Genomic DNA, 24,068 nt, shown 5'->3' with positions numbered 1-24,068 from the left:
GCAAGTTTTCCCTAAAGCGTCATTTGGCGCCCTATCATGATCTGCGCAGCACAAACACCCTGAATATCATCACGCTTTAATAAGCACCATTGAACATCGCTTCATTTGATTTTACTGCAAAGCATTGAACCACGCTTCTGCCTGTATATCACTGCCTGTTATCTGCCCACGTACCACTACATTAATTTCTCCTTGCTGCACTCTGACTCTAAAGTCAGCTCTCCCTCTGGAGTCTGTCCAAACATTGTGACCCGCAGGAAACGTCAACCTCACATTTTCCGCCGGCAAACCATTTGAGTGCTTAACCTCCATTGCAAAAGGAACATCTGTATTAGCGGGGATCAAAATCACTTGCGGGGGAAGCGGCAAGGGATCTCCATTGTCCTGAATGACTCTAATAGTCTTGTCACGAACCAATAATCGGTTCGTCGGTGTAAGTAACGAAGTCGATTGTCCTTCGTTGAACAGTTTCAGTTTAAATGTACCCGACACAATCCCTGTACCTGTAAGTTCCCATACGTGCTGTGCGGAAAACTCACGAAGAGGTGGTCGGCAGGCAAGGTCACCCTCTACAAGACCAGCATCAGGCAGCCAGTCAAATGCCAAGGGAGTACCAGCTAGCAGATTTCCGCTTTTGTAGGCTAGAGAAACTGTTTTGGTTTGCCCTTCGATGAAATCCGCACCGGAAGACGGAAACGGAAAACCGCCCAGCAAAACCGTTACTTCCTCCGCCAGATCGCTCGAAATCACCAGACTTCGATGCGCCCATAACTCCGTCACTTCCCTACTGAAAAACACCAGGGTAATTCGACCGCTCTTGCCAGCGTCCGGCGTAATCGTCCAAGTGAATTTGCCATTGACGGGAGACACCCATTTATTAAAATCCGGTGATGCAACGATGTTCAAACCTCCATCCACAGGCAGCGCCAGATTGAGCTCTCTGGCGATCGCGGGTGGGGCCTCCACTGTCACAACGTTCCCCCGCCCACGGAGCAAAACGGGTTCTGCACCCCCTTCCACTTTATTGCCGTTGATCGACAACGTGGCTTGTTTCCAGGGGCTTGATGCAACGGTTGCGGCTTTTAGTTCGTCGGTCATGACGACATTTCCTTTTCAGCGTTGGACATAAAAAACAGTCCGTGAACTATCAGGAAAAATCGACAAGTTGAAAACCGCTATAAATGATAGGCTATTTAGAACAAAACGCGATAAATAGTCAAAATCCGGCGCCAGTCGTGGCATCGGTGAAGCTATCGCCTGCCACATCGGCGAAATGGAACAGATCAGCCAGGTCTTCGCCGGGATCAAGGAACAGTTCGGCCGCCTCGGCATTCTGGTCAACAACGCCGCGACCAACCCACAGTTCTGCAACGTCCTGGACACCGACCTCAGTGCCTTCCAGAAACTGTCGACGTGAACATTCGTGGCTATTTCTTCATGTCGGTCGAAGCCGGCAAGCTGATGCGCGAAAACGGTGGTGGCAGCATCATCAACGTCGCCAGCGATGCTTCCAGCTATACGACTGGGGTTTCGTTGAATGTGGATGGTGGGTTTCTGTCCTGATTCGATAGTTTGATGAAAAAAGGCAGCGATAGCTGCCTTTCTCACACAAAACAAGCTCACATCTATTTGACACTAATATTGACGACATCAATATAGTCGCCAACATTTGATAGCTTAAACATAACCCCATAGGTTCCGGAATGCATATTCTTTGCCACATTCATTCTTTTCACCACTGTACCGGGATCAACAATGTACTTAAAAGGAAGCTTCGGCTCAACTATTAACATCCCACCCCCTTCGACCTCAACAGTATCTCCGAACATTTCTGGAGATGCATGAATTAAAAAAACATTATAACCCCAAGACTGAATTTCTACCTGTCCAACACCATCAATTATTTCAATTTCCTTGCCAGCAACACTATAGCGGACATCAACTTGCTTACACTCAAGATAAATTGAACTATCAAGTTTCTGACAGTAAAACTCCAACCTGAGAAAGCCACTTCCAGCAGCAACACAACCAACATCCCACTCAAGATTAAATGTTTCATCACCAATAGCCGGAACACTTTCGACCGCACCAGGCAATAGTTTATCTAAAATCTCATACCGCATAATGAATGCAAGCCCAGCTACCGGACTATTTGGTTTTGCCAGCAACTTTATATTGCGACGATTCGTTCTAAGAAAAGCGGTATCAGCATGTGAAACGTCTTTATCATCAACCTTGACATCAACTTCATCAGCCAAGCTGCTCGAAATCACCAGACTTCGATGCCCCCATAACTCCGTCACTTCCCTACTGAAAAACACCAGGGTAATTCGACCGCTCTTGCCAGCGTCCGGTGTAATCGTCCAAGTGAATTTGCCATTGACGGGAGACACCCATTTATTAAAATCCGGTGATGCAACGATGTTCAAACCTCCATCCACAGGTAGCGCCAGATTGAGCTCTCTGGCGATCGCGGGTGGAGCCTCCACCGTCACAACGTTCCCCCGCCCACGGAGCAAAACGGGTTCTGCCCCCCCTTCCACTTTCTTGCCGTTGATCAACAAGGTGGCTTGTTCCCAGGGGCTTGATGCAACGGCTACGGCTTTTAGTTCGTCGGTCATGACGACATTTCCTTTTCAGCGTTGGACATAAAAAACAGTCCGTTAACTATCAGGAAAAATCGACAAGTGGAAAACTGTCATAAATGAGAGCTTGTTTTTAGTAAAACGCGATAAAAACTCTAAATTTGCGTTTCAACGTCATGTACGAAATGAAGAAAGGCAGTCGATTGACTGCCTTTCTTCATTCCGGTGATAAAAATTCACTTTTTTTAACTTATCAAGTGAGACGATTATTGTTTGATCCGCTTTTAACTCTGTGGCAGAACATCCAAAAGCAACTTTGCCACATACTCTCGGCCATCGCTTGTCATTACCGCAGAACATTCTCGTTTGCCCACTGTCGAAAAAGAAAATGCCGAAGTCGCGATCCCATTAGAACCGGTAGTGCCGGTTTTTTGGGCGTCGCCCTGGACATTGAATGTCACAAGGGCACCCTCTACCGGAGAATTATCAGGCCTTCTTACCCGAACAACCATGAAGTAGATACCTGTGACTACGCCCACCTCAACCGGCGGTTGAGGTAGCTCTACATACTCGCCCCCAATCAACGCCAGGTACCTTAGCCTGAAAGCAGGCACCAATCGGTTAGTCGGCGTAAGCAGCGCCGTCTGTTCTCCTTCATCGAAAAATTTCAGCCTGAATGTTCCCTCCTTCTCAGCACCGGTGATAGTCCACTCGTGCCCCCTGGAAAACTCTCGAAGAGGTGGCTCACTAACAAGATCCTCATGTTCAAGCCCTCGCCCAGGAGCCCAATCGAGAGCCAGGGGAATACCATCCAATAGATTTCCATTCTTGCAAGTCAAAGCGACTTTTTTTGTTTTGCCGCCGACAAGATTCACACCGCCTGAAGGTATTTCAATACCGTCGAAATAAACTGTGACTTCATCGGCGAGATTACTCGAAATCACCACACTTTGATGTCCCCACCCCACATCCATTTCCCGACTGTAAAACACCAGGGTGACAGGGCCGCTCTTGCCATCCTCCGGCTTAATCGTCCATTTGAACGTGCCTGAGTCGGGGTCGGGAAACACCCAATCGCCAACTTTCGGCAATGCAACGATGTTCAAATCGCCTCCGTTCACGAACTCCAGGTTCAGTTCCCTGGCGATCTCGAGAGAGGCCTCCACCGTCACAACGTTATCCTGCCCACGAAGCAAAACGACTTTGTCCCCCCTTTCCACCTTCTTGCCGTTGATCAACAACGCGGCTTGTTCCCACGAGCTTCGTGCAACGGTTGCAGCTTTCAGTTTGGCGGTCATGACGACGTTTCCTTTTCAGCGATGGACCTAAAGACAGTCCTTTAACTATCAGGAAAAACCGACACACCGGGAACTGTCATAAATGACAGATCAACTAGAACAAATTGCGATAAAAAACCGCTGATGATTTACAAATCATTCAAGTTTTTTGAGGACGCCGGTCAACAAGTGCCGGACCACCCCCGTCGCCCAAGGCGACGATGAAGGCAATCACCATCACCCCGAGCAGGTCGAGGTTGCTGCGCATCGCGCTGATCGCGCCTTCAATGGCGAATTCCGCCGTACCGGCAAGGTCGGCGATCAGTACGGTGCGCTCGACACGGGGGCTTCAACGAAGACAGCGCCGGGTTTATTGCGTAACGCAGCGAGTCGTGGTGGTGACTCGGGTCACCTCGCCGTTTTCAGCCCGGACATCGCCCAGTACGTCGGTTTTATCCATGGCCTGGCAGGTGCGTACAGGAGGAGGTGGCGTGACCGTTGGAGGGGGTGGCGGGCTGGAGCAGCCGCCGAGAATCGCTACGCACAATGCCAGCGACAAAGGTGAGATAACGCGTTTCCCAAGAGTTTTCATAGGTTGACCCGCGATAAGTGATCGACACATTTTTGTGACAACAAAACCGGCGCGCAAAATCCATACACCTGTCACAAAATTAAATATCTGCGAATCATTTATAGCCCAGCCGGTGGCCAATGCCAGTAAAAGCTGGCAGTTCTTACATCACCGGGTCAGGGCGTTGCAGGGAATTGCACTGCAGTTCATAGCGCAATTCTTCGATCAGCGAGGCGACCGACTCTGCTGTTTGCAGCGTACTCATGTTCAGGCCACTGACCACCAGGTCCACCTGACCCGACACCGGGTGATAGAGCTTCACGGTCAGCCAGTGGTCGCCGGTGATACTGCATTCACAGGCCAAGGGAGAAAAACTGCGTTCGATCAGCATCCTCAACTGTGCCAGCGTCATCATTGAGACGGGCCCTGGCGGCTTGATGCAGGGTGTAAGGCGCTCATGGGGCTACTCCTGTTGGCGGTTTACGCAGGGGGCGCGCAGGTGACTTCAAGTCGCCTGCTGCATCTCCAGCCTAAGAGCCACCACAGCGGGTCGACACATGAATTTGCACCCTGCGCCTTAGTGCAATTGCACCTTAACGCTGCCCCTTGGGCCGCCACTCGCTGGAGAACAGTCCCCGCTCCCGCGCCCAGACAATCGCCTCGCTGCGACTGTGTATAGCGAGCTTGGAATACACCGCCGCCACATGGTTGCGCACAGTGTTCGGCGCCAGCTTCAGGCGCGCGGCGATTTCCTTGTCGGCCAGGCCTTCGCAAATCAGGCCCAGCACATCGCGCTCACGGGCAGTCAGCTCGGTGAAGGACACACTGGGCAACTTCGGTGAATTTACGCTTTTTACGTTGGCCAGTTTTTCGATCAGCGTGCGGCTGAACCAGGAGGCGTCCTTCATCACTTCCTCGATGGCCGCCACCAGCTCCAGCTCGGTGCGCTTGCGCTCGGTGATGTCCATCAACACCAGCAGATAACAGGGTGTGTCCTGAATATTCACGGTGTCCGCCGACACCGTGCAATCAATCAGCCCGGCGTCTTTTCTACGCACACGCACATCGATGCGGTCCAGGCTACCGGCTTTCTCCAGGGCGGCGAACAGCTGGATGCGTGCGTGCCGATCTTCGAAGAAGTCGATCTGCGTTATGCCGATCCCACGCACTTCTTCAGCGGGATAACCCAGGGTATCCAGGAACGCTTCGTTGACATCCAGCACTATCTGGTCCGCCGCGCCGCATACCAGTATCGGCACCGGCGAAAGGCGAAAGGCCTTGGCGAAACGTTCTTCGCTTTGGCGCAGGGCGATTTCAGCCTTGTGCCGGGGCTCCATGTCGACAAAGGAAAACAGCATGCAGGCTTCGTCGTTGAGCTCCAGCGGCTGGCCGGCCACGATCACTTGCTTGCTGGCACCGTCGGCCAGGCGCAACTCGGCCTGCATCTGGGGAATGGTCGCCCCCTCGCACAGACGCTGCCTGGCCAGTTCCTTGTGCTCGGCCTGGTCCAGCACGTCCAGCTCATAGGTCGAAGTGCCGATCACCTGGTCACGGGCATAGCCGGTCATTTCGAGGAAGCCGGGATTGACCTTGATGTAGCGCAAGTCACTGAGGCGGCAGATCACCGCCGGCGCCGGGTTGGCGGCGAAGGTTTTCTCGAAGCGTTGCTCGGCACTGGCCCACTCGGTGACATCGTCCATGATCAACACCAGAGATTCCGGGTCGCCACGGCTGTCAGCCAATACCAGGCTGCGCACGCGATGGACCCAGGTACGCGCTTCGTCCGCCGCCGGCGTCACTTCCACCAGCACATCGCTGAACGTCTCGCCGCGTGCGACCCGGCTGATCGGGTAGCTGTCGACCGGCACCCCATGCTTGTTGCGATAGCGCAAGGCGAAGCGTTTGGCATAGGTCTTGGCGTTGGCACCCAGGTCGCTGACTTGCGCAACACCGTGCATGGCCAGCGCCGCCTCGTTGGCCCACAGGATGCTCTGGTCGGGATCGAGCAGAATCACCCCGTCGGACAGGCCGGCGATGATCTGCTGCAACTGGCGGCGATTGGTTTCCGTGCTCAGGACGTCCTGGCTCATTGCATCTCCACAAGAATGGCGACCCTGTGAGAATACGACCGCCCGGGATTGCAATAGTGCAAAGAAACCTTGTGGGAGCAGGCTTTGTGACATAAAAGCAAAGATCGCAGCCTGCGGCAGCTCCTACATGAGAACGCATTCCCCTGTAGGAGCTGCCGCAGGCTGCGATCTTTTAATCCTCAAGCCGCCAATTCACCGCTGGCCACCGCCGCCGAAGCCGCCAGCATCGCCCGCAACAACACCGCACACCCCGCCGCCAGGTCATCCGGCGCGGCGTTTTCGATTTCGTTGTGGCTGATACCGCCTTCGCACGGCACAAAGATCATCCCGGCCGGACCGAGTTCGGCGAGGAAGATCGCGTCGTGCCCTGCTCCGCTGACAATGTCCATGTGCGACAGGCCCAGGCCCTGGGCGGCACCGCGCACGGCTTCGACGCAGCCCTTGTCGAAGTACAGCGGCGGGAAGTCCGCGGTCGGGGTGAGGTCGTAGGTCAGGCCGTGTTCGTCGCAGGTGGTTTCGATGACTTCGCGCACTTCAGCGATCATCGAATCCAGCCGCGCCGGTTCCAGGTGGCGGAAGTCCAGGGTCATGCGCACTTCGCCGGGAATGACGTTGCGCGAGCCGGGATAGGCTTGCAGACAACCGACGGTGCCACAGGCATGGGGTTGATGGCTGAGGGCGGCGCGGTTGAGCGCACCGACGATCACCGCGGCGCCGACCAGGGCGTCCTTGCGCAGGTGCATCGGGGTCGGGCCGGCGTGGGCTTCGACGCCACGCAGTTTCAGGTCGAACCATTTCTGCCCGAGAGCGCCCATGACCACGCCAATGGTCTTGCGTTCGTCCTCCAGGATCGGGCCTTGCTCGATGTGGGCTTCGAAATAGGCACCGACTTTGTGACCGCTGACTTTACGCGGGCCGGCGTAGCCAATGGCATTCAACGCCTCACCCACGGTCACGCCATCGGCATCGACCTTGGCCAGGGTTTCCTCGAGGGTGAATTTTTCCGCGAACACGCCTGAGCCCATCATGCACGGGGCAAAGCGCGAGCCTTCTTCGTTGGTCCAGACCACCACCTCCAGCGGTGCTTCGGTTTCGATGTTCAGGTCATTGAGGGTACGCAGCACCTCGACGCCCGCCAACACACCGAAGCAGCCATCGAACTTGCCGCCGGTGGGCTGGGTGTCGATGTGGCTGCCGGTCATCACCGGTGGCAGGTCGGGATTGCGCCCGGGGCGACGGGCGAAGATGTTGCCGACGGCGTCGATGCTGACGGTGCAGCCGGCATCGACACACCATTTGACGAAGATGTCCCGGGCCTGGCGATCGAGATCGGTCAGGGCCAGGCGACACACGCCCCCCTTGACCGTGGCGCCGAGTTTGGCCAGTTCCATGAGCGACTGCCACAGGCGGTCGCGGTTGATGTGTTGATGGCTGGACTGCAGAACGTCGACGGCCGCGTTCATGATGATCTCCTCTGGCTGTTCTTATGGATTCCTTCAGGTGTTTCTTCGGTGGACTCAAAGCCCTCATCGCGAGCAAGCTCGCTCCCACATTGGATCTCCAGTGTTTACAGATCCCCTGTGGCAGCGAGCTTGCTCGCGATGGGGCCAGTGCTCACACCGCAGATTTCGCAACAGATGGGCTAGGCCACATCACACTCAACCCGTAATAAATCACCCCGCCCAGGATCGAACCGGTGAACCAGCCGTAGCTGTAGAACCAGCTGAAGGCATCGCTGCCCAGGGACGCCAGCGTCAACACCACCGGCACGCCGAAGGCCATGAAACCGCTCCAGTTCCACGCCGGATACACGTCATCGCGGTACAGGCCGGCAAGGTCCAGTTGCTGTTTCTTGATCAGGAAATAGTCCACCACCATGATCCCGGCGATCGGCCCGAGCAGGCTGGAATAGCCGAGCAACCAGTTGGAATAAACGGTTTCCAGGCTGAGGTCGGAAACGATCAGGCCGAGCTTTTTCAGCAGCTCATGGGCCATCAACGCCAAGCCGACGAAGCCGGTCAGCAGCACGGCGTTGGTGCGGTTGATCACCTTGGGGGCGATGTTCTGGAAGTCGTTGGTCGGCGACACGATATTGGCTGCGGTATTGGTCGACAGCGTGGCGATGATGATCAGCGCCATGGCCAGTGCGACCCACACCGGGCTCTGGATATGGCCGATCAGAGTCACCGGATCGGAAACCGTCACGCCCACCAGCTTCACCGAGGCCGCGGTCATCACCACACCCAGGGAAGCAAACAGGAACATGGTCAGCGGCAGGCCGATGATCTGCCCGACAATCTGATCCTTCTGGCTTTTCGCGTAGCGGCTGAAGTCCGGAATGTTCAGTGACAGCGTGGCCCAGAAGCCGACCATCGCGGTCAGCCCGGCGGCGAAATAACTGGCCACCCCGGCGCCTTCGGGACGCTTGGCCGGAATCGCCAGCAACTCGGTCATCGACACGTTCGGCATGGCCCAGACCAGCAGCCCTACACCCACCAGTACCAGCAGCGGTGCAGACAGGGTTTCCAGCCATTTGATCGACTCGGCGCCGCGTATCACCACCCACAGGTTCAGCGCCCAGAACACCATGAAGCCGATGACCTCGCCGGTACCACCCAGGGATTTCCAGCCCTCGAACACCGAGCCGAGGAACAGGTGAATCGCCAACCCGCCGAACATGGTCTGGATACCGAACCAGCCACACGCCACCAGGGCGCGGATCAGGCACGGAATGTTGGAACCGAGTACGCCGAAGGACGAGCGCAGCAACACCGGAAAGGGAATGCCGTACTTGGTGCCGGGAAAGGCGTTCAGGGTCAGGGGAATCAGCACGATGATGTTGGCAAACAGAATCGCCAGCAGCGCTTCACCGACGGTCAGGCCGAAGTACGCGGTCAGCACGCCACCGAGGGTGTAGGTCGGCACGCAGATCGCCATGCCCACCCATAACGCGGTGATGTGCCATTTGTTCCAGGTGCGTTCGCGCACCTTGGTCGGTGCAATGTCGTGGTTGTAACGGGGACTGTCGAGGACATCGCTGCCGGCTTCCAGCTCAAACAAGCCGTCGCGCTCGGTCACTTGCGATCTGATCTGTTGCATGGCCGCTCCACTGTTCTTTGAATTATTTTTTTGCTCATCGGGGGCTGGCGGCATCAATAAACGTGCCGGGTGCCCCGATTACGCATCGGGCAGTTCCATAAACACATTGCAACCCACTGATGTTTATCGGTTTTATTCGCTGACTCGACTAGTTGTCAGGCCACTCAGGCCGAATGCCAGGCAAGTTGTCCGGACAGTCAGGACTCAAACTGGTGCGTTGATCTTTTTTTCAATGGCTGCGCATCAACCATAGACCATACTCAAACAGCTGATTTCACATAAGAAATCTTGACTATTTTTCGATCCTGTCAAGTGCGTCAAAATGGTGAGGTCACTCACCATTTTGGTGATTCTTGTATTTAATCGTTAAATATCAATCAGTTAATAACTGCATAAGCTTATAAAAAATATTCTTGCCGATTCGAATAACTGCAGCTAGCGTTTAATCCTGACAGTGCTGACAGGAATACACCTGTTGACGCTTGCGTCATATAAAACATCTAGAACCGGCACAAGCCGGTCATTGCCTGCGAGGAACTCGGAATGTCTCTGTTGATCCGTGGCGCCACCGTTATTACCCATGATGAAAGTTATCGCGCCGATGTGTATTGCGCAGACGGCGTGATCAAGGCCATCGGCGAAAACCTCGATATCCCCGCAGGCGCCGAAGTGCTCGACGGCAGCGGCCAATACCTGATGCCCGGCGGCATCGACCCGCACACCCACATGCAACTGCCCTTCATGGGCACGGTGGCCAGCGAAGACTTCTACAGTGGCACGGCGGCGGGACTGGCCGGCGGCACCACCTCGATCATCGACTTCGTGATTCCCAACCCGCAGCAATCCTTGCTTGAAGCCTTCCATCAGTGGCGCGGTTGGGCCGAAAAGTCGGCGTCGGACTACGGCTTTCACGTCGCCATCACCTGGTGGAGCGACCAGGTCCGCGAGGAAATGGCCGAACTGGTCAGCCAGCATGGCGTCAACAGTTTCAAGCACTTCATGGCCTACAAGAACGCGATCATGGCCGCCGATGACACCCTGGTGGCGAGCTTCGAACGCTGCCTGGAACTGGGTGCGGTACCGACCGTGCATGCGGAAAACGGCGAACTGGTCTATCACCTGCAACGCAAGCTGATGGCCCAGGGCATCACCGGGCCGGAAGCGCATCCGCTGTCGCGGCCGTCTCAGGTAGAAGGCGAGGCCGCGAGCCGGGCGATCCGCATCGCCGAAACCCTGGGTACGCCGCTGTACCTGGTGCACGTCTCGACCAAGGAAGCCCTCGACGAAATCACCTACGCCCGCGGCAAGGGCCAGCCGGTGTACGGCGAAGTACTGGCTGGGCACCTGCTGCTGGACGACAGTGTCTACCGCCACCCGGACTGGCAAACCGCCGCCGGTTACGTGATGAGCCCGCCGTTCCGCCCCCGCGGTCATCAAGAGGCGCTCTGGCATGGCCTGCAATCGGGCAACCTGCACACCACCGCCACCGACCACTGCTGCTTCTGCGCCGAGCAAAAAGCCGCCGGCCGCGACGACTTCAGCAAGATCCCCAACGGTACCGCTGGCATCGAAGACCGCATGGCGGTGTTGTGGGATGAAGGGGTGAACAGCGGACGCTTTTCGATGCAGCAATTCGTCGCGCTGACGTCCACCAACACGGCGAAGATCTTCAACCTCTACCCACGCAAAGGCGCGATTCGCGTGGGGGCCGATGCCGACCTGGTGCTGTGGGACCCGCAAGGCACGCGGACCATTTCCGCCAAGACCCACCATCAGCAGGTGGACTTCAACATCTTCGAAGGCAAGACCGTGCGCGGCGTGCCCAGCCACACCATCAGCCAGGGCCGCGTGGTTTGGGCCGATGGGGATTTACGGGCCGAGCGTGGGGCCGGGCGCTACGTCCAACGGCCGGCGTATCCGGCGGTGTTTGACTTGCTGAGCAAGCGAGCCGAGTTGAATCAGCCGGTTGCGGTGAAGCGCTGAGAGCGGCCTGCGGCCTATCGCGAGCAAGCTCGCTCCCACAGTGGATCTTCAGTGTTCACAAATCCCTGTGGGAGCGAGCTTGCTCGCGATGAGGCCCGCACAGACAACACAAAAAACAATGCCCATTCAGAGGCAGCACCTCAATTAACCGTGAGGCCAACACCGTGATCAAGACCCTGGACCACCTCCCGCATCCCGTCGAGAATGCGGCCGCCCTCGCCGGCCATTTCACCGATCTGGCGCCACCGCTCAACGAGCGCCAGGCGCACCTGGAAGCCTCGCGCTGCCTGTATTGCTACGACGCGCCCTGCGTGAATGCCTGCCCGAGCGAAATCGACATTCCCTCGTTCATCCGCAATATCCAGCAGGACAACGTGCAAGGCGCCGCGCAGAAGATCCTTTCGGCCAACATCCTCGGCGGCAGTTGCGCCCGGGTGTGCCCGACGGAAATCCTTTGCCAGCAAGCCTGCGTGCGCAACAACGCCCACGAATGCGCGCCGGTCATGATCGGCCTGTTGCAGCGCTACGCCGTGGACAACGCCCATTTCAGCACGCACCCCTTCCCGCGTGCTGCCGCCACCGGCAAACGCATCGCCGTGGTGGGCGCAGGTCCAGCCGGGTTGTCCTGCGCCCACCGCAGCGCCATGCACGGGCATGACGTGGTGATCTTCGAGGCGCGGGAAAAGGCTGGCGGCCTCAACGAGTACGGGATCGCCAAATACAAACTGGTGGACGACTACGCGCAACGGGAGCTTGAGTTCCTGCTGGAAATCGGCGGAATCGAAATCCGCCACGGGCAAAAACTCGGGGACAACCTGACCCTCAGCGAACTGCATCAACAGTTTGATGCGGTGTTCCTCGGCCTCGGGCTCAACGCCAGCAAACAACTGGGCCTGGCCCACGAAGACGCGCCCGGTCTGCTCGCCGCCACCGACTACATCCGCGAACTGCGCCAGGCCGATGACCTGAGCCAATTGCCCCTGGCCGAGCATTGCATCGTCCTCGGCGCGGGCAACACTGCCATCGACATGGCCGTGCAAATGGCCCGTCTCGGCGCCCGTGACGTGAACCTGGTGTACCGACGCGGCGTCGAAGACATGGGCGCCACCCATCACGAACAGGAGATTGCCAAGGCCAACCAGGTGCGGCTGATGACCTGGGCGCAACCTGAAGAAGTGCTGCTCGATGACCACGGCCGGGTGCGCGGCATGCGTTTCGCCCGCACCCATCTGGTCGAAGGGCGCCTGCAAACCACCGGTGAAACCTTCGAACTGGCCGCCGACGCGATCTTCAAGGCCATCGGCCAGGCCTTCGACAGCGACGCCCTCACCGATCCGCTGGCCCGCGAACTCAAGCGACAGGGTGAGCGCATCGCAGTCGACGAACAGCTGCGCACCAGCATCCCCGGCGTGTATGCCGGCGGCGACTGCACCAGCCTCGATCAAGACCTCACCGTGCAAGCGGTGCAGCATGGCAAGCGCGCCGCCGAGGCGATCAACACTCAACTGATGCTCAACGTGGAGGCTGCGTAAATGGCCGATCTGTCGATTGTCTTCGCCGGCATCAAGGCACCCAATCCGTTCTGGCTGGCCTCCGCGCCACCCACCGACAAAGCCTATAACGTGGTCCGCGCCTTCGAGGCCGGCTGGGGCGGCGTGGTCTGGAAAACCCTGGGGGAAGATCCGGCGGCGGTCAACGTGTCGTCGCGCTACTCGGCGCACTTCGGGGCAAACAGGGAGGTGCTTGGTTTTAACAACATCGAGCTGATCACCGACCGCTCGCTGGAGATCAACCTGCGGGAAATCACCCAGGTCAAAAAGGACTGGCCGGACCGCGCACTGATCGTGTCCTTGATGGTGCCCTGCGTCGAGGAATCCTGGAAACACATCCTGCCACTGGTCGAAGCCACTGGCGCCGACGGCATCGAACTGAACTTCGGTTGCCCCCACGGCATGCCGGAACGCGGCATGGGCGCCGCGGTCGGCCAGGTGCCGGAATACGTGGAACAGGTCACCCGCTGGTGCAAGACCTATTGCTCGCTGCCGGTGATCGTCAAGCTCACGCCGAACATCACCGACATCCGCGTCGCCGCCCGCGCGGCCCACCGTGGCGGTGCCGATGCGGTGTCGCTGATCAACACCATCAACTCGATCACCAGCGTCAACCTCGAACGCATGGTGGCCAATCCCATGGTCGGCAGCCAGAGCACCCACGGCGGTTACTGTGGCTCGGCCGTCAAGCCGATTGCCTTGAACATGGTCGCCGAAATCGCCCGTGACCCACAAACCCAAGGCCTGCCCATCAGCGGCATCGGCGGCATCGGCAACTGGCGCGACGCCGCGGAATTCATCGCCTTGGGCAGCGGCGCGGTGCAGGTGTGCACGGCGGCGATGCTGCATGGCTTCCGGATTGTCGAAGACATGAAGGACGGATTGTCACGCTGGATGGACAGTCAGGGCTACGCCAGCATCGCGGAATTTTCCGGGCGCGCGGTGGGCAACACCACGGACTGGAAGTACCTGGACATCAACTACCAGGTGATCGCGAAAATCGACCAGGAGGCGTGCATCGGCTGTGGTCGCTGCCACATTGCCTGTGAGGACACCTCGCACCAGGCCGTGGCCAGCCTCAAGCAAGCGGATGGCACGCACAAGTACCAGGTGATCGATGAGGAGTGCGTGGGCTGCAACCTGTGCCAGATCACCTGCCCGGTGCAGGACTGTATCGAGATGGTGCCGGTGGAGACTGGCAAGCCGTTCCTGGACTGGAATCATGATCCGAGGAATCCGTATCACGTCAGCCCTTGAGGCCAGCGGCGCCTGAGCTGACGCCATCGCGAGCAAGCTCGCTCCCACAGGGGATCTCAGTGTTAATACGATCCCTGTGGGAGCGAGCTTGCTCGCGATGGCGTCGGCAGCTACAACAAAAATCTCAAGGCTCCAACCCGATCCCCCGCAAAATCACACTGGTCACCGTCTGCACTGCTTTTTCAAACTGCATGTCCGACAGCGGCTGGTGGTCGTTGAGAATATTCACCTGGTGATCGAAGTCGGCATAGTGCTGGGTCGAGGCCCAGATCATGTACAGCAGGCTCGACGGCTCCACCGGCAGGATGCGTTTGTCGTCCACCCACTGGCGGATTTTCGCTTCCTTCATCTTGGCCCAGTCGTACAGGCTCGCATCCAGCGCTGCACCGAGGGTCGGTGCGCCGTGGATGATTTCGTTGGCCCAGACTTTCGAACCATGAGGCCGGCTGCGGGAATGGTTCATCTTGGCGCGGATGTAGCTGCTGAGCACCACGCGCGGGTCGTCGAACATCTCGAAGCACAGTGCGTCCTGCTTCCAGACTTCCAGCAAATCGAACAGCACCGCGCTGTACAGTTCGGTCTTGGTGCTGAAGTAGTAATGCAGGTTGGAACGCGGCAGTTGCACTTCAGCGGCGATGTCGGCCATGGCCGTGCTGCCGAAGCCCTTTTCAGCGAAGACCTTTTCCGCCCCCAGCAGGATTTTTTCGACGTTACTGCGACGAATCTCGATCTTGTGATTGCCCATGCGGGTCCCCGACTACAGCGTTGAGCAAGACTAGCATCCGCTCTGGACTGCGGCGACAGGGGAAAACGAATCTTCGTACTGCCGCTCTCGGAAAGCTAAACTCTGCGCACTTGGAAACTGCCTGAGGTACCCACGATGCTGCTCAAGAAAACCCTGACCATCGCTGCCCTGCTCGGCTCGCTGCTCGCCGCTTCTTCGGTGTCGGCCCACGCCCACCTGAAAAGCCAGACACCGGCCGCCGACAGCACCGTGACCGCGCCAACGCAATTGCGCCTGGAGTTCTCCGAGGGTATCGAGGCCAGTTTCACCAAAGTCACCCTGACCCGGGATGGCGCACCCGTGACGGTCAAAGCACTGACCACCGAAGGCAGCGACAAGAAGACCCTGGTCGTCACCCCCGCCGCGCCCCTGACCGCCGGTACCTACAAGGTCGAATGGCACGCGGTATCGGTCGACACCCACAAAAGCGAAGGTGCCTACGCCTTCAAGGTTGGCCAGTAACTCATGGCGAGTGCGCTGGTGCTGTGTCGCTTCCTGCATTTCATCGTGGTGCTGATGCTGTTCGGGGCCTGGCTGTTCAGGCCCTTGCTATCCAGTGACGAAAGCGCACTGGATCAGCGCCTGGCACGCACCTGCCGTTGGCTGGCCGTTGTGGCGCTGGCCAGCGGGGTCTGCTGGTTGTTGCTGATTACCGCGAGCATGGCCGGGACCTGGGACGCGGCCATCGATCCGTCGACCCTGGGCCTGGTGCTGGGCAATACTTTTTTCGGCCAGGTCTGGCGCTGGCACTTGCTGATTAACCTCGCGCTGGTGGCGTTGCTGCTGACACCCTTGGGCGCAAGCCTTGCACTGCGCCTGAGCCTCAGCGGCCTGCTGCTGGCCACCCTGGCCCCGGTCGGCCACGGCGCCATGCTCGATGGCAGCGCAGGCCAGTTGCTGATCCTCAATCAGCTGATTCACTTGCTCTGCGTGGGTGCCTGGCTCGGCGGCCTGTTGTTGCTGGTGATGATTCTGCGACAGCCTGCGGGGCATTCGATCCGCGTGATGTTGCAGCGCTTCAGCGGTGTCGGTTACGGCCTGGTCGCCGGGCTGCTGATCACCGGGCTGATCAATGTAAGGGTGCCCACCGGGGCGTTCTGGCCGACGCCATTGTTCAGCGGGTTTGCGCTGATCCTGTTGATCAAGGCAACGTTGGTGGCGACGATGCTGGGCCTGGCCTTGTTCAATCGCTTGCGGATCAATGATTGCGAACAGCGTCTGCAAGCATTGCGCGCCAGCGTGATGCTGGAGTGGATGCTGGGGCTTGGTGCAGTGGCGGCGGTTTCTTTACTCGGCACCCTGCCCCCCATGATTTCCAGCTGACAATCCATTCCCCTGTGGGAGCGAGCTTGCTCGCGATAGCGGCTTAACATTCAACAGAAATGTTGACTGACAGTCCGTCATCGCGAGCAAGCTCGCTCCCACAGGTTTCTCGGATATCCCTGAGTCCGCACCAAGTCATCGTATAACTTCCGATTGACAACCCCCAAAAATCCCGCAAATATCGCCCCCAATGTTGTACGACGACGTATGACAACAATAAAAACAAGAAACAAGGGAGCGTCACAGTGAGCAAGCTCGTCCGCAATTCGTCCGCCCGTTCTTCGCGTGCAAACCTTTCTCGTCGTCATACCCTGAGCCTGATCGGCTGCAGCGGGCTGGCCCTCGTCTTGCCCATCACCGGCCAGGCCGAAGGTTTCACCGACGACGCCAAGGCCACGCTGAACCTGCGCAACGCCTACTTCAACCGCAACTTCACCAACCCGGCCTACCCCCAGGGCAAGGCTGAAGAGTGGACGCAAAACTTCATACTCGATGCCAGGTCCGGGTTCACCCAGGGCACCGTTGGCTTTGGTGTAGACGTACTGGGCCTGTACTCGCAAAAGCTCGATGGCGGCAAGGGCACTGGCGGCACGCAACTGTTGCCGATCCACGACGACGGCCGCCCGGCCGACAATTTCGGCCGCCTGGGCGTGGCGCTCAAAGGCAAGATTTCGAAAACTGAATTGAAGGTCGGCGAATGGATGCCGGTGCTGCCGATCCTGCGTTCCGACGACGGTCGTTCGCTGCCGCAGACCTTCCAGGGCGCCCAGGTGACGTCCGCCGAAATCAGCGGCCTGACGCTGTATGGCGGTCAATTCCAGAAAAACAGCCCACGCAATGACGCGAGCATGGAAGACATGTTCATGAACGGAAAAACGGCGTTCACCTCCGACCGTTTCAACTTCGGCGGCGGTGAATACGCGTTCAATGAAAAGCGCACGCAGGTCGGCGTCTGGTACTCGGAACTCAGCGACATTTACCAACAGCAATACTTCAACCTGACCCACAGCCAGCCCGTCGGCGACTGGACCCTGGGTGCCAACCTGGGCTACTTCATCGGCAAGGAAGACGGCAGCGCCAAGGCCGGTGACCTCGACAACAAGACCGCGTTTGCCCTGCTCTCGGCCAAATATGGCGGCAACACCTTTTATGTCGGCCTGCAAAAACTCACCGGCGACGACGTGTGGATGCGGGTCAACGGCACCAGCGGCGGCACCCTGGCCAACGACAGCTACAACTCCAGCTATGACAACGCCCGGGAGAAATCCTGGCAAGTGCGCCACGACTACAACTTCGTCGCCCTCGGCATTCCCGGCCTGACCCTGATGAACCGCTACATCAGCGGTGACAACGTGCACACCGGCGCCATCACCGACGGCAAGGAATGGGGCCGCGAATCGGAACTGGCCTACACGGTGCAGAGCGGTGCGCTGAAAAACCTCAACGTGAAATGGCGTAACGCGAGTATCCGCAAGAGTTTCAGCACCAACGAATTCGATGAAAACCGCATTTTCATCAGCTACCCGATTTCGTTGTTGTAAATCATAGGCATCAACACCAGCCCCTGTAGGAGCGAGCTTGCTCGCGATGAACCCGAGAACGCCACGGGGTATCAGGTTTCCAGCGTTATCGTTGACGACCATCGCGAGCAAGCTCGCTCCCACAGAACAGAGCAGGACAGGACGACCCTCCGTCATTTTCAACCCATGCGCGTTGACAAGCAGCGGAGACCCTAACGATACTTCACCCAAGTCATACGACAACCTACAACAAACCAATAACAGCGCACCCAGGATTCCCATGACGACCACAGCAACCGCCCGCCCCCCTTTCAACCGCCTGCTGCTGACCGGCGCCGCCGGTGGCCTCGGCAAAGTCCTGCGCGAAAGCCTGCGCCCTTACGCCAACGTCATTCGCCTGTCGGACATCGCCGACATCGCGCCCGCCATCGATGATCGCGAAGAAGTGATGTCGTGCGACCTCGCCGACAAGCAAGCGGTGCATCAACTGGTCGAAGGCGTGGACGCGATCCTGCACTTCGGCGGCGTGTCGACCGAGCACTCGTTCGAAGAGATCCTCGGCGCCAACATCTGCGGCGTGTTCCACATCTACGAAGCCGCACGCCGCCACGGAGTGAAGCGGGTAATCTTCGCCAGTTCCAACCATGTGATCGGCTTCTACCGGCAGGACCAAGTCATCGATGCACACTCCCCTCGCCGCCCGGACAGCTACTACGGCCTGTCCAAGTCCTACGGCGAGGACATGGCCACGTTCTACTTCGACCGCTATGGCATCGAGACCGTCAGCGTGCGCATCGGCTCCTCGTTCCCCGAGCCGCACAACCGACGGATGATGAGCACCTGGCTGAGTTTCGGCGACCTGACGCAACTGCTCGAACGCGCCTTGTACACCCCGAACGTCGGCCACACCGTGGTCTACGGCGTGTCCGACAACAAGGACGTCTGGTGGGACAACCGCTACGCTACAGCCCTGGGTTTTGTCGCGCAGGACAGCTCCGAACAGTTCCGCGAAAAAATCGAAGCCCAGCCGATGCCTGCCGCCGATGACCCGGCGCGGCTGTACCAGGGCGGCGCCTTTTGCGTAGCCGGCCCGTTCGGTGACTGAACCTTCGCGCCCCGCTTGATCCCCACAACAAAAACCAAGGGAATGAGTTGCCATGCAAGCTGAATTGATTGTCGACGCCCGCAACGCAGTCGGCGAAAGCCCGGTCTGGGTGCCTGAGGAAAGCGCTCTGTACTGGGTCGATATTCCCGCCGGCGGTCTACAGCGCTGGCGTGCCGACACCGGGCAGGTAGATACCTGGAAAACCCCGGAGATGCTCGCTTGCATCGCGCGTCATGCCGACGGCGGCTGGGTCGCTGGCATGGAAAGCGGGTTCTTTCGCCTGCATCCGCGCAACGACGGCAGCCTCGACAGTGAACCCTTGGCCCACGTCGACCATGCCCGCGCCGACATGCGCCTGAACGACGGCCGCTGCGATCGGCAGGGACGTTTCTGGGCCGGCAGCATGGTGCTGAACATGGGCGCCAACGCCGCCGACGGCACGTTGTACCGCTACAGCGCCGGGCAACGCGGGCCACTCGATTCCCGGCTGAGCGGGTTCATCGTGCCCAACGGCCTGGGCTTCAGCCCGGACGGGCGCACGATGTACCTGTCCGACTCCCATCCGCAGGTCCAGCAGATCTGGGCCTTCGACTACGACATCGAAACCGGCACCCCTTCCAACCGCCGCGTGTTCGTTGACATGAACGAGCACGAAGGTCGACCCGACGGTGCGGCGGTCGACGCCGATGGCTGCTACTGGATTTGCGCCAACGACGCCGGCTTGATCCACCGTTTTACCCCCGACGGCCGGCTTGACCGTTCCCTGGCCGTACCTGTGAAAAAACCCACCATGTGCGCCTTCGGTGGCCCTCGACTGGACACGCTGTTCGTGACCTCGATTCGCCCCGGCGATGACCATGACGTTCAGTCGCTGGCCGGTGGCGTGTTTGCCCTTGATCCCGGGGTGAAGGGATTGCCTGAGCCTTTGTTCAAGTCCTGACAGATCGCAGCCTTCCAACGCAGAACGAAAAACAATGAATCTGCTCGAACTCGAAGACGACCTCACCCGCCTCACCCTCGCCCCCGACATTGGCGCCAGCATCGTCAACTGGAGCGTGCGCAACAGCGGACAGCCCTTGCTGCGCCGCGCCGATGAGCACGCCCTGAACACCGGCCTGCCCGGCAAGCTCGGCTGCTTTGCCTTGATCCCCTGGTCCAACCGCATCGCCGAAGGCGGTTTCGACTGCCCCGATGGCTGGCTGGCACTGACACCCAACAGCCTCACCGATCCCCTGCCGATTCACGGCAGCGCCTGGCAGCAGGCGTGGGATGTGGTTTCCCGGTCGGAAAATGAAGTGGTCCTGCAACTCGACAGCACAACCCCCTTCGCTTATCGCGCCCGGCAACGTTTTCATCTGAGCGAAGGCAAACTGAGCATCGAATTGAGCGTTACTCATCTGGGCGAACACGCGGCCTGGCATGGACTGGGACTGCATCCGTATCTGCCGCGCACCGCCAACACCCGACTGCAGGCCGCGGCTCGCGAGGTATGGTTGTGCAATGAGAAAAAACTACCGACGGAGCTCAGCGCATTGCCGGTGGAGTGGGATTTTCAGCAGCTCAAGCCATTGCCCGAATCGCTCGTGGACAACGGCTTCTGCAAATGGAACGGCCATTGCCTGATCCGCCAGCCTGACCTCGGATACGAACTGGACTGCCAGGCCACCGGCAGCGATTACTACCTGCTCTACTGCCCCGTGGGCCTGGAGTTTTTCTGCATCGAACCGGTGAGCCACCCGGTCAACGCGCACCACCTGCCCGGTCGGCCGGGGTTGCGTTTGCTGGAGCAAGGTCAAGCCATCGAACTGGGCTTGACCCTGCAGTATCGGCCGTTTCAGGCAGATGCCCCCAACAGTTGACTCAACACCGCTCGCAACTTGCCGGGCTTCACCGGTTTGTTCAACAAGGGCGCGTTGAGCCGCTGCAACGCACGCCGACAATGGTCGGTGCGGTCGGCAGTAATGATCACCGCGGGAATGTCCTGGTGGAAATGCTCGCGCAAATGTCGCACCACATCACAGCCAACCACCCCGTGATCGAGGTGATAGTCCGCGAGAATCAGTTCCGGCGCCTGGCCGCCTAACGCCGCCAGTGCAGCCGCCTCATCGGTGGCGACCAGAACGTCGCAGCCCCACTGCCCGAGCAACGCGCCCATGCTCTGGAGAATGCTCACTTCGTTGTCGATCACCAGTAAACGGCGTCCCGGCAACGGGTTGCCGGTGCCCGGCTGTGGCACCGCCTGGCTCACGGGCAATGGAACCTCATCGGATAACGGCACCTCGATGCTGAACATCGAACCCCGCCCCGGCAACGAGTGAACGCCAATCCTGTAGCCAAGGATCTTGGCGATGCGCTCGACAATCGCCAACCCCAGGCCTACGCCCTTGCGGTCGGCGGCGCGGCCGACGTCCAGTTGGTTGAACTCGAGGAAGATCGAATCGAGCCGGTCGGCGGCGATGCCACGCCCGGTGTCCCAGACCTCCAGGCGCAACATCTCGCCCCGACGTCTTGCCGCCAGCAGGATGCTGCCTTCATCGGTGTAGCGGCAGGCATTGCTGAGGAAGTTGCGCAGGATCCGCGTCATCAGGCGCAAGTCGGTGCTGATGGCGTAATCGGCCATGTGCACCCGCAGGTTCAAGCTGGCCGCCTGGGCGACGGACTGGAACTCCGACACCAGTGGCCCCAGCAGTTCGTCGAGGCGGTATGACGCAACGTCCGGCTTGACCGCAGCCTGATCGAGACGGGAAATGTCCAGCAGATCCGTCAGCAGGTCTTCGGCCCCTTCCAGGGCCTGGTGAGTGCGTTCCACCAGCACCTGTTCGGCTTCCGGCAATTGGCGTTCGCGCAAGGTCGAAATCAGCAACCGCGCGGCGTTGAGCGGTTGCAGCAGGTCGTGGCTGGCGGCAGCGAGGTATTTGTCCTTGCTGTGATTGGCGGCCTCGGCGGCATCGCGGGCATCGCGCAAGGCCTTGGCAATCTGTTTACGCTGGGTGATCTGCTGCTGAAGGTTACGGTTGGCTTCAAGCAATTCATCGGTGCGCGCGACGACGCGCTGCTCCAGTTCGTCATTGAGTTGCTGCAGGCGTCGCTGGGCCAGCTTGCGCTCGGTGATATCGGAGACGAACCCTTCCACCAGGCCTTCCTGGCCGGGCTTGAGCAGCAGGTTCATCAACACATCCAGGTGACTGCCGTCCTTGCGCCGCAAGCGGGTTTCATAACCGTGCAGGCTGCGCTGGTGCCTGAGGATTTCGCCGATGGCTTCCAGCTCCTGCGCGCCGTCGACGAACAGGGTGCTGCCCAGGTCAGTCAGGGAGAACAGCACCTCCTGCGGGTCCTGGTAGCCGAGCATGTGTGCCAGCGCCGGGTTGGCGGCGCGCATGCCATCGTGCAGGCTGGCCTGGAAGATCCCGTGCACCGCGTTTTCGAACAGCCACTTGTAGCGGTTGCGCTCGGCTTCCAGATCATCCAGGCGCGCGGCCAGTTCCGGATAATGACTCTTGCGCGCCGAATGGCTGCCCAGCCCCAGCAGCCCGGTCAGGGCCCGTTGTTGCTCGTCAGAGGGCTTCGCCATAGACGACCTCGACATCGCGCTGGCTGGATTCGCGCGGGTTGGTCAGGATGCACGGATCGTGCATCGCATGCTGCGACAGGAACGGAATGTCCGAGGTCCTGACGCCATGCAAACCGAGGGTTTCGTGAAAGCCGATGGCGTGCTTGAGGGCGATCAGGTGTTCGACCAGGCGCCCGCAGATCTGCCGGTGATTCAGGCCCCGGCAGTCGATGCCGAACGTCTCGGCGATTACCTTGAAGCGCTCCGGCGCCGAGTTGTAATTGAAGGCCACCACATGCTCGACCAGCACCGCGTTGCACAGGCCGTGGGGCAGATCGAGAAAGCCGCCGAGGCTGTGGGACATGGCATGCACGGCGCCCAGGATGGCGTTGGAGAACGCCAGCCCGGCCTGCATGCTGCCGAGCATGATCTTCTCGCGCAGGGCAATGTCGCTCGGGTTGGCGATCATCTGCACCAGGTTGCCATTGATCAGGCGCATCGCCTCCAGCGCATGAGGATCGGTCAACGGCCCGTGGCCGGTGGACACGAAGGCTTCGATGGCATGCACCAAGGCGTCGATGCCGGTGCAGGCCGACAGGAACGGATCCATGCTCAGGGTGGTTTCCGGGTCGATCAGCGAAACGTCCGGCACCACGGCCTTGCTGACGATGGAGAACTTCATGCGCTCCTGCTGGTTGGAAATGATCACGAATTGCGAGACATCGGCCGAGGTGCCGGCAGTGGTCGGAATCAGGATCAGCGGCGGGCTGGGCACGCGGATGGTGTCAACGCCCTCGAAATCGAGAATGCTGCGGCCATGGGCGACGACAATGCCGATGCCTTTGCCGCAGTCCATCGGGCTGCCGCCACCCACGGCGACGATCACGTCGCAGTGGTTTTCCCGGTACATCTCGGCACCGAGCATCACCTCTTCAACCCGAGGGTTGGGCGAGACATCGCTGTACAGACAGTATTCGATGCCCAGCGCCTGCAGGCTGGCCTCGACATCGGCGACCCAACCGGCGGCGATCACGCCGGGGTCACTGACCACCAGGACCTTGCGTGCACCAAAGGTCTTGGCGTAATTGCCGACACTGTGCCGGCTACCGGCACCGAAGATGATTTCAGGGGAAACGAACTTGCGCAGCTGGTTGAGACTCTGGCTCATTGGAAAGCCTGTTTTTATTGTTTTGGAAGGTAGAAACCACACTAAACCATCCTGCTGTGAATGCAATCAGACCAATGGGTAGCACTGCCAGGAGTGTACTCACATTCAAATTCACCGCAGCCCCCCCTGTGGGAGCGGGCTTGCTCGCGAAGAGGCCTTAACATTCAACATTTATATTGCCTGACCCACCGCTTTCGCGAGCAAGC

Annotated in this window: 20 protein-coding genes and 1 pseudogene; 10 read left to right on the top strand and 11 right to left on the bottom strand. The window is 59.1% G+C overall.

Features of this window, described 5'->3' with window-relative positions:
• Window positions 1–111 precede the first annotated feature (111 nt).
• The gene (locus KW838_RS27175) at window positions 112–1,098 is read right to left on the bottom strand and encodes a hypothetical protein (protein WP_218504122.1); all 987 of its coding nucleotides are present in this window, start codon (window positions 1,096–1,098) and stop codon (window positions 112–114) included.
• 145 nt (window positions 1,099–1,243) lie between these two features.
• Between KW838_RS27175 and KW838_RS30020 the strand changes: the two are divergent.
• A pseudogene (locus tag KW838_RS30020) lies at window positions 1,244–1,503 on the top strand (SDR family NAD(P)-dependent oxidoreductase); the annotation flags it as partial.
• Between the two features lie 122 nt (window positions 1,504–1,625).
• Here KW838_RS30020 and KW838_RS27165 read toward each other — a convergent pair.
• From KW838_RS27165 to KW838_RS27135, 7 genes are all read right to left on the bottom strand, one after another.
• Window positions 1,626–2,621, bottom strand: coding sequence for a hypothetical protein (locus tag KW838_RS27165; protein ID WP_218504121.1), 996 nt, complete (start codon window positions 2,619–2,621; stop codon window positions 1,626–1,628).
• A 248-nt stretch (window positions 2,622–2,869) separates the two neighbouring features.
• Entirely contained in the window at window positions 2,870–3,883 is a 1,014-nt protein-coding gene (locus KW838_RS27160; RefSeq protein WP_218504120.1) for an Ig-like domain-containing protein, read from the bottom strand.
• Between the two features lie 139 nt (window positions 3,884–4,022).
• Window positions 4,023–4,184 carry a TRIC cation channel family protein gene (locus KW838_RS27155; RefSeq protein WP_371317894.1) on the bottom strand — a complete coding sequence of 54 codons (162 nt, stop codon included), beginning with the start codon at window positions 4,182–4,184 and terminating at the stop codon, window positions 4,023–4,025.
• A 412-nt stretch (window positions 4,185–4,596) separates the two neighbouring features.
• The gene (locus KW838_RS27150) at window positions 4,597–4,848 is read right to left on the bottom strand and encodes a DUF1652 domain-containing protein (protein ID WP_102702458.1); all 252 of its coding nucleotides are present in this window, start codon (window positions 4,846–4,848) and stop codon (window positions 4,597–4,599) included.
• Window positions 4,849–5,026: 178 nt separating this feature from the next.
• A complete protein-coding gene (locus KW838_RS27145) occupies window positions 5,027–6,523 on the bottom strand; it encodes a helix-turn-helix transcriptional regulator (RefSeq protein WP_218504119.1) in 1,497 nt (498 codons plus the stop codon).
• Between the two features lie 179 nt (window positions 6,524–6,702).
• Window positions 6,703–7,986, bottom strand: coding sequence for a Zn-dependent hydrolase (locus tag KW838_RS27140; RefSeq protein ID WP_218504118.1), 1,284 nt, complete (start codon window positions 7,984–7,986; stop codon window positions 6,703–6,705).
• Between the two features lie 151 nt (window positions 7,987–8,137).
• Window positions 8,138–9,622 carry an NCS1 family nucleobase:cation symporter-1 gene (locus KW838_RS27135; RefSeq protein ID WP_102702461.1) on the bottom strand — a complete coding sequence of 495 codons (1,485 nt, stop codon included), beginning with the start codon at window positions 9,620–9,622 and terminating at the stop codon, window positions 8,138–8,140.
• A 543-nt stretch (window positions 9,623–10,165) separates the two neighbouring features.
• Between KW838_RS27135 and hydA the strand changes: the two genes are divergently transcribed.
• The 3 genes from hydA to preA all read left to right on the top strand — a co-directional run bounded on the left by hydA (window position 10,166) and on the right by preA (window position 14,412).
• A complete protein-coding gene (gene hydA / locus KW838_RS27130; RefSeq protein WP_218504117.1) occupies window positions 10,166–11,605 on the top strand; it encodes a dihydropyrimidinase in 1,440 nt (479 codons plus the stop codon).
• A gap of 164 nt (window positions 11,606–11,769) precedes the next feature.
• Window positions 11,770–13,137 (top strand): NAD(P)-dependent oxidoreductase, encoded by a 1,368-nt coding sequence (locus KW838_RS27125; protein WP_218504116.1) that lies wholly within the window; start codon window positions 11,770–11,772, stop codon window positions 13,135–13,137.
• Entirely contained in the window at window positions 13,138–14,412 is a 1,275-nt protein-coding gene (gene preA / locus KW838_RS27120; protein WP_116582825.1) for an NAD-dependent dihydropyrimidine dehydrogenase subunit PreA, read from the top strand. It begins immediately after the preceding gene.
• Between the two features lie 124 nt (window positions 14,413–14,536).
• Here preA and KW838_RS27115 read toward each other — a convergent pair whose 3' ends face one another.
• Window positions 14,537–15,157, bottom strand: a complete 621-nt coding sequence (locus KW838_RS27115) for a TetR/AcrR family transcriptional regulator (RefSeq protein WP_102702465.1) — start codon at window positions 15,155–15,157, stop codon at window positions 14,537–14,539.
• Between the two features lie 135 nt (window positions 15,158–15,292).
• On the opposite strand from KW838_RS27115, the gene copC reads away from it, so the two are divergent.
• From copC to KW838_RS27085, 6 genes are all read left to right on the top strand, one after another.
• Window positions 15,293–15,658 carry a copper homeostasis periplasmic binding protein CopC gene (copC, locus tag KW838_RS27110; RefSeq protein WP_102702466.1) on the top strand — a complete coding sequence of 122 codons (366 nt, stop codon included), beginning with the start codon at window positions 15,293–15,295 and terminating at the stop codon, window positions 15,656–15,658.
• A gap of 3 nt (window positions 15,659–15,661) precedes the next feature.
• Window positions 15,662–16,519, top strand: a complete 858-nt coding sequence (gene copD / locus KW838_RS27105; protein WP_218504115.1) for a copper homeostasis membrane protein CopD — start codon at window positions 15,662–15,664, stop codon at window positions 16,517–16,519.
• Window positions 16,520–16,764: 245 nt separating this feature from the next.
• Window positions 16,765–18,060: an OprD family porin gene (locus KW838_RS27100; RefSeq protein WP_218504114.1), complete on the top strand. Its 1,296-nt coding sequence runs from the start codon at window positions 16,765–16,767 to the stop codon at window positions 18,058–18,060.
• A 259-nt stretch (window positions 18,061–18,319) separates the two neighbouring features.
• Window positions 18,320–19,144, top strand: coding sequence for an NAD(P)-dependent oxidoreductase (locus KW838_RS27095; RefSeq protein WP_218504113.1), 825 nt, complete (start codon window positions 18,320–18,322; stop codon window positions 19,142–19,144).
• A gap of 52 nt (window positions 19,145–19,196) precedes the next feature.
• Window positions 19,197–20,084, top strand: a complete 888-nt coding sequence (locus KW838_RS27090) for an SMP-30/gluconolactonase/LRE family protein (RefSeq protein ID WP_218504112.1) — start codon at window positions 19,197–19,199, stop codon at window positions 20,082–20,084.
• A 34-nt stretch (window positions 20,085–20,118) separates the two neighbouring features.
• The gene (locus tag KW838_RS27085) at window positions 20,119–21,003 is read left to right on the top strand and encodes an aldose 1-epimerase (protein WP_218504111.1); all 885 of its coding nucleotides are present in this window, start codon (window positions 20,119–20,121) and stop codon (window positions 21,001–21,003) included.
• On the opposite strand, the gene KW838_RS27080 is transcribed toward KW838_RS27085, so the two are convergent.
• Window positions 20,979–22,715 carry a NahK/ErcS family hybrid sensor histidine kinase/response regulator gene (locus KW838_RS27080; protein WP_218504110.1) on the bottom strand — a complete coding sequence of 579 codons (1,737 nt, stop codon included), beginning with the start codon at window positions 22,713–22,715 and terminating at the stop codon, window positions 20,979–20,981. The two genes, KW838_RS27085 and KW838_RS27080, sit on opposite strands and share 25 nt — an antisense overlap.
• Window positions 22,699–23,862, bottom strand: a complete 1,164-nt coding sequence (gene ercA / locus KW838_RS27075; protein WP_007972176.1) for an alcohol dehydrogenase-like regulatory protein ErcA — start codon at window positions 23,860–23,862, stop codon at window positions 22,699–22,701. Before ercA ends, KW838_RS27080 begins: the two co-directional genes overlap by 17 nt.
• Window positions 23,863–24,068 lie beyond the last annotated feature (206 nt).

It is taken from the genome of Pseudomonas sp. PDM27, from assembly GCF_019219205.1.
GTDB lineage: Bacteria > Pseudomonadota > Gammaproteobacteria > Pseudomonadales > Pseudomonadaceae > Aquipseudomonas > Aquipseudomonas laurylsulfatiphila.
The sequence above is the reverse complement of the archived record's forward strand: the minus strand, read 5'-3'. Positions and strand labels throughout refer to the sequence as shown.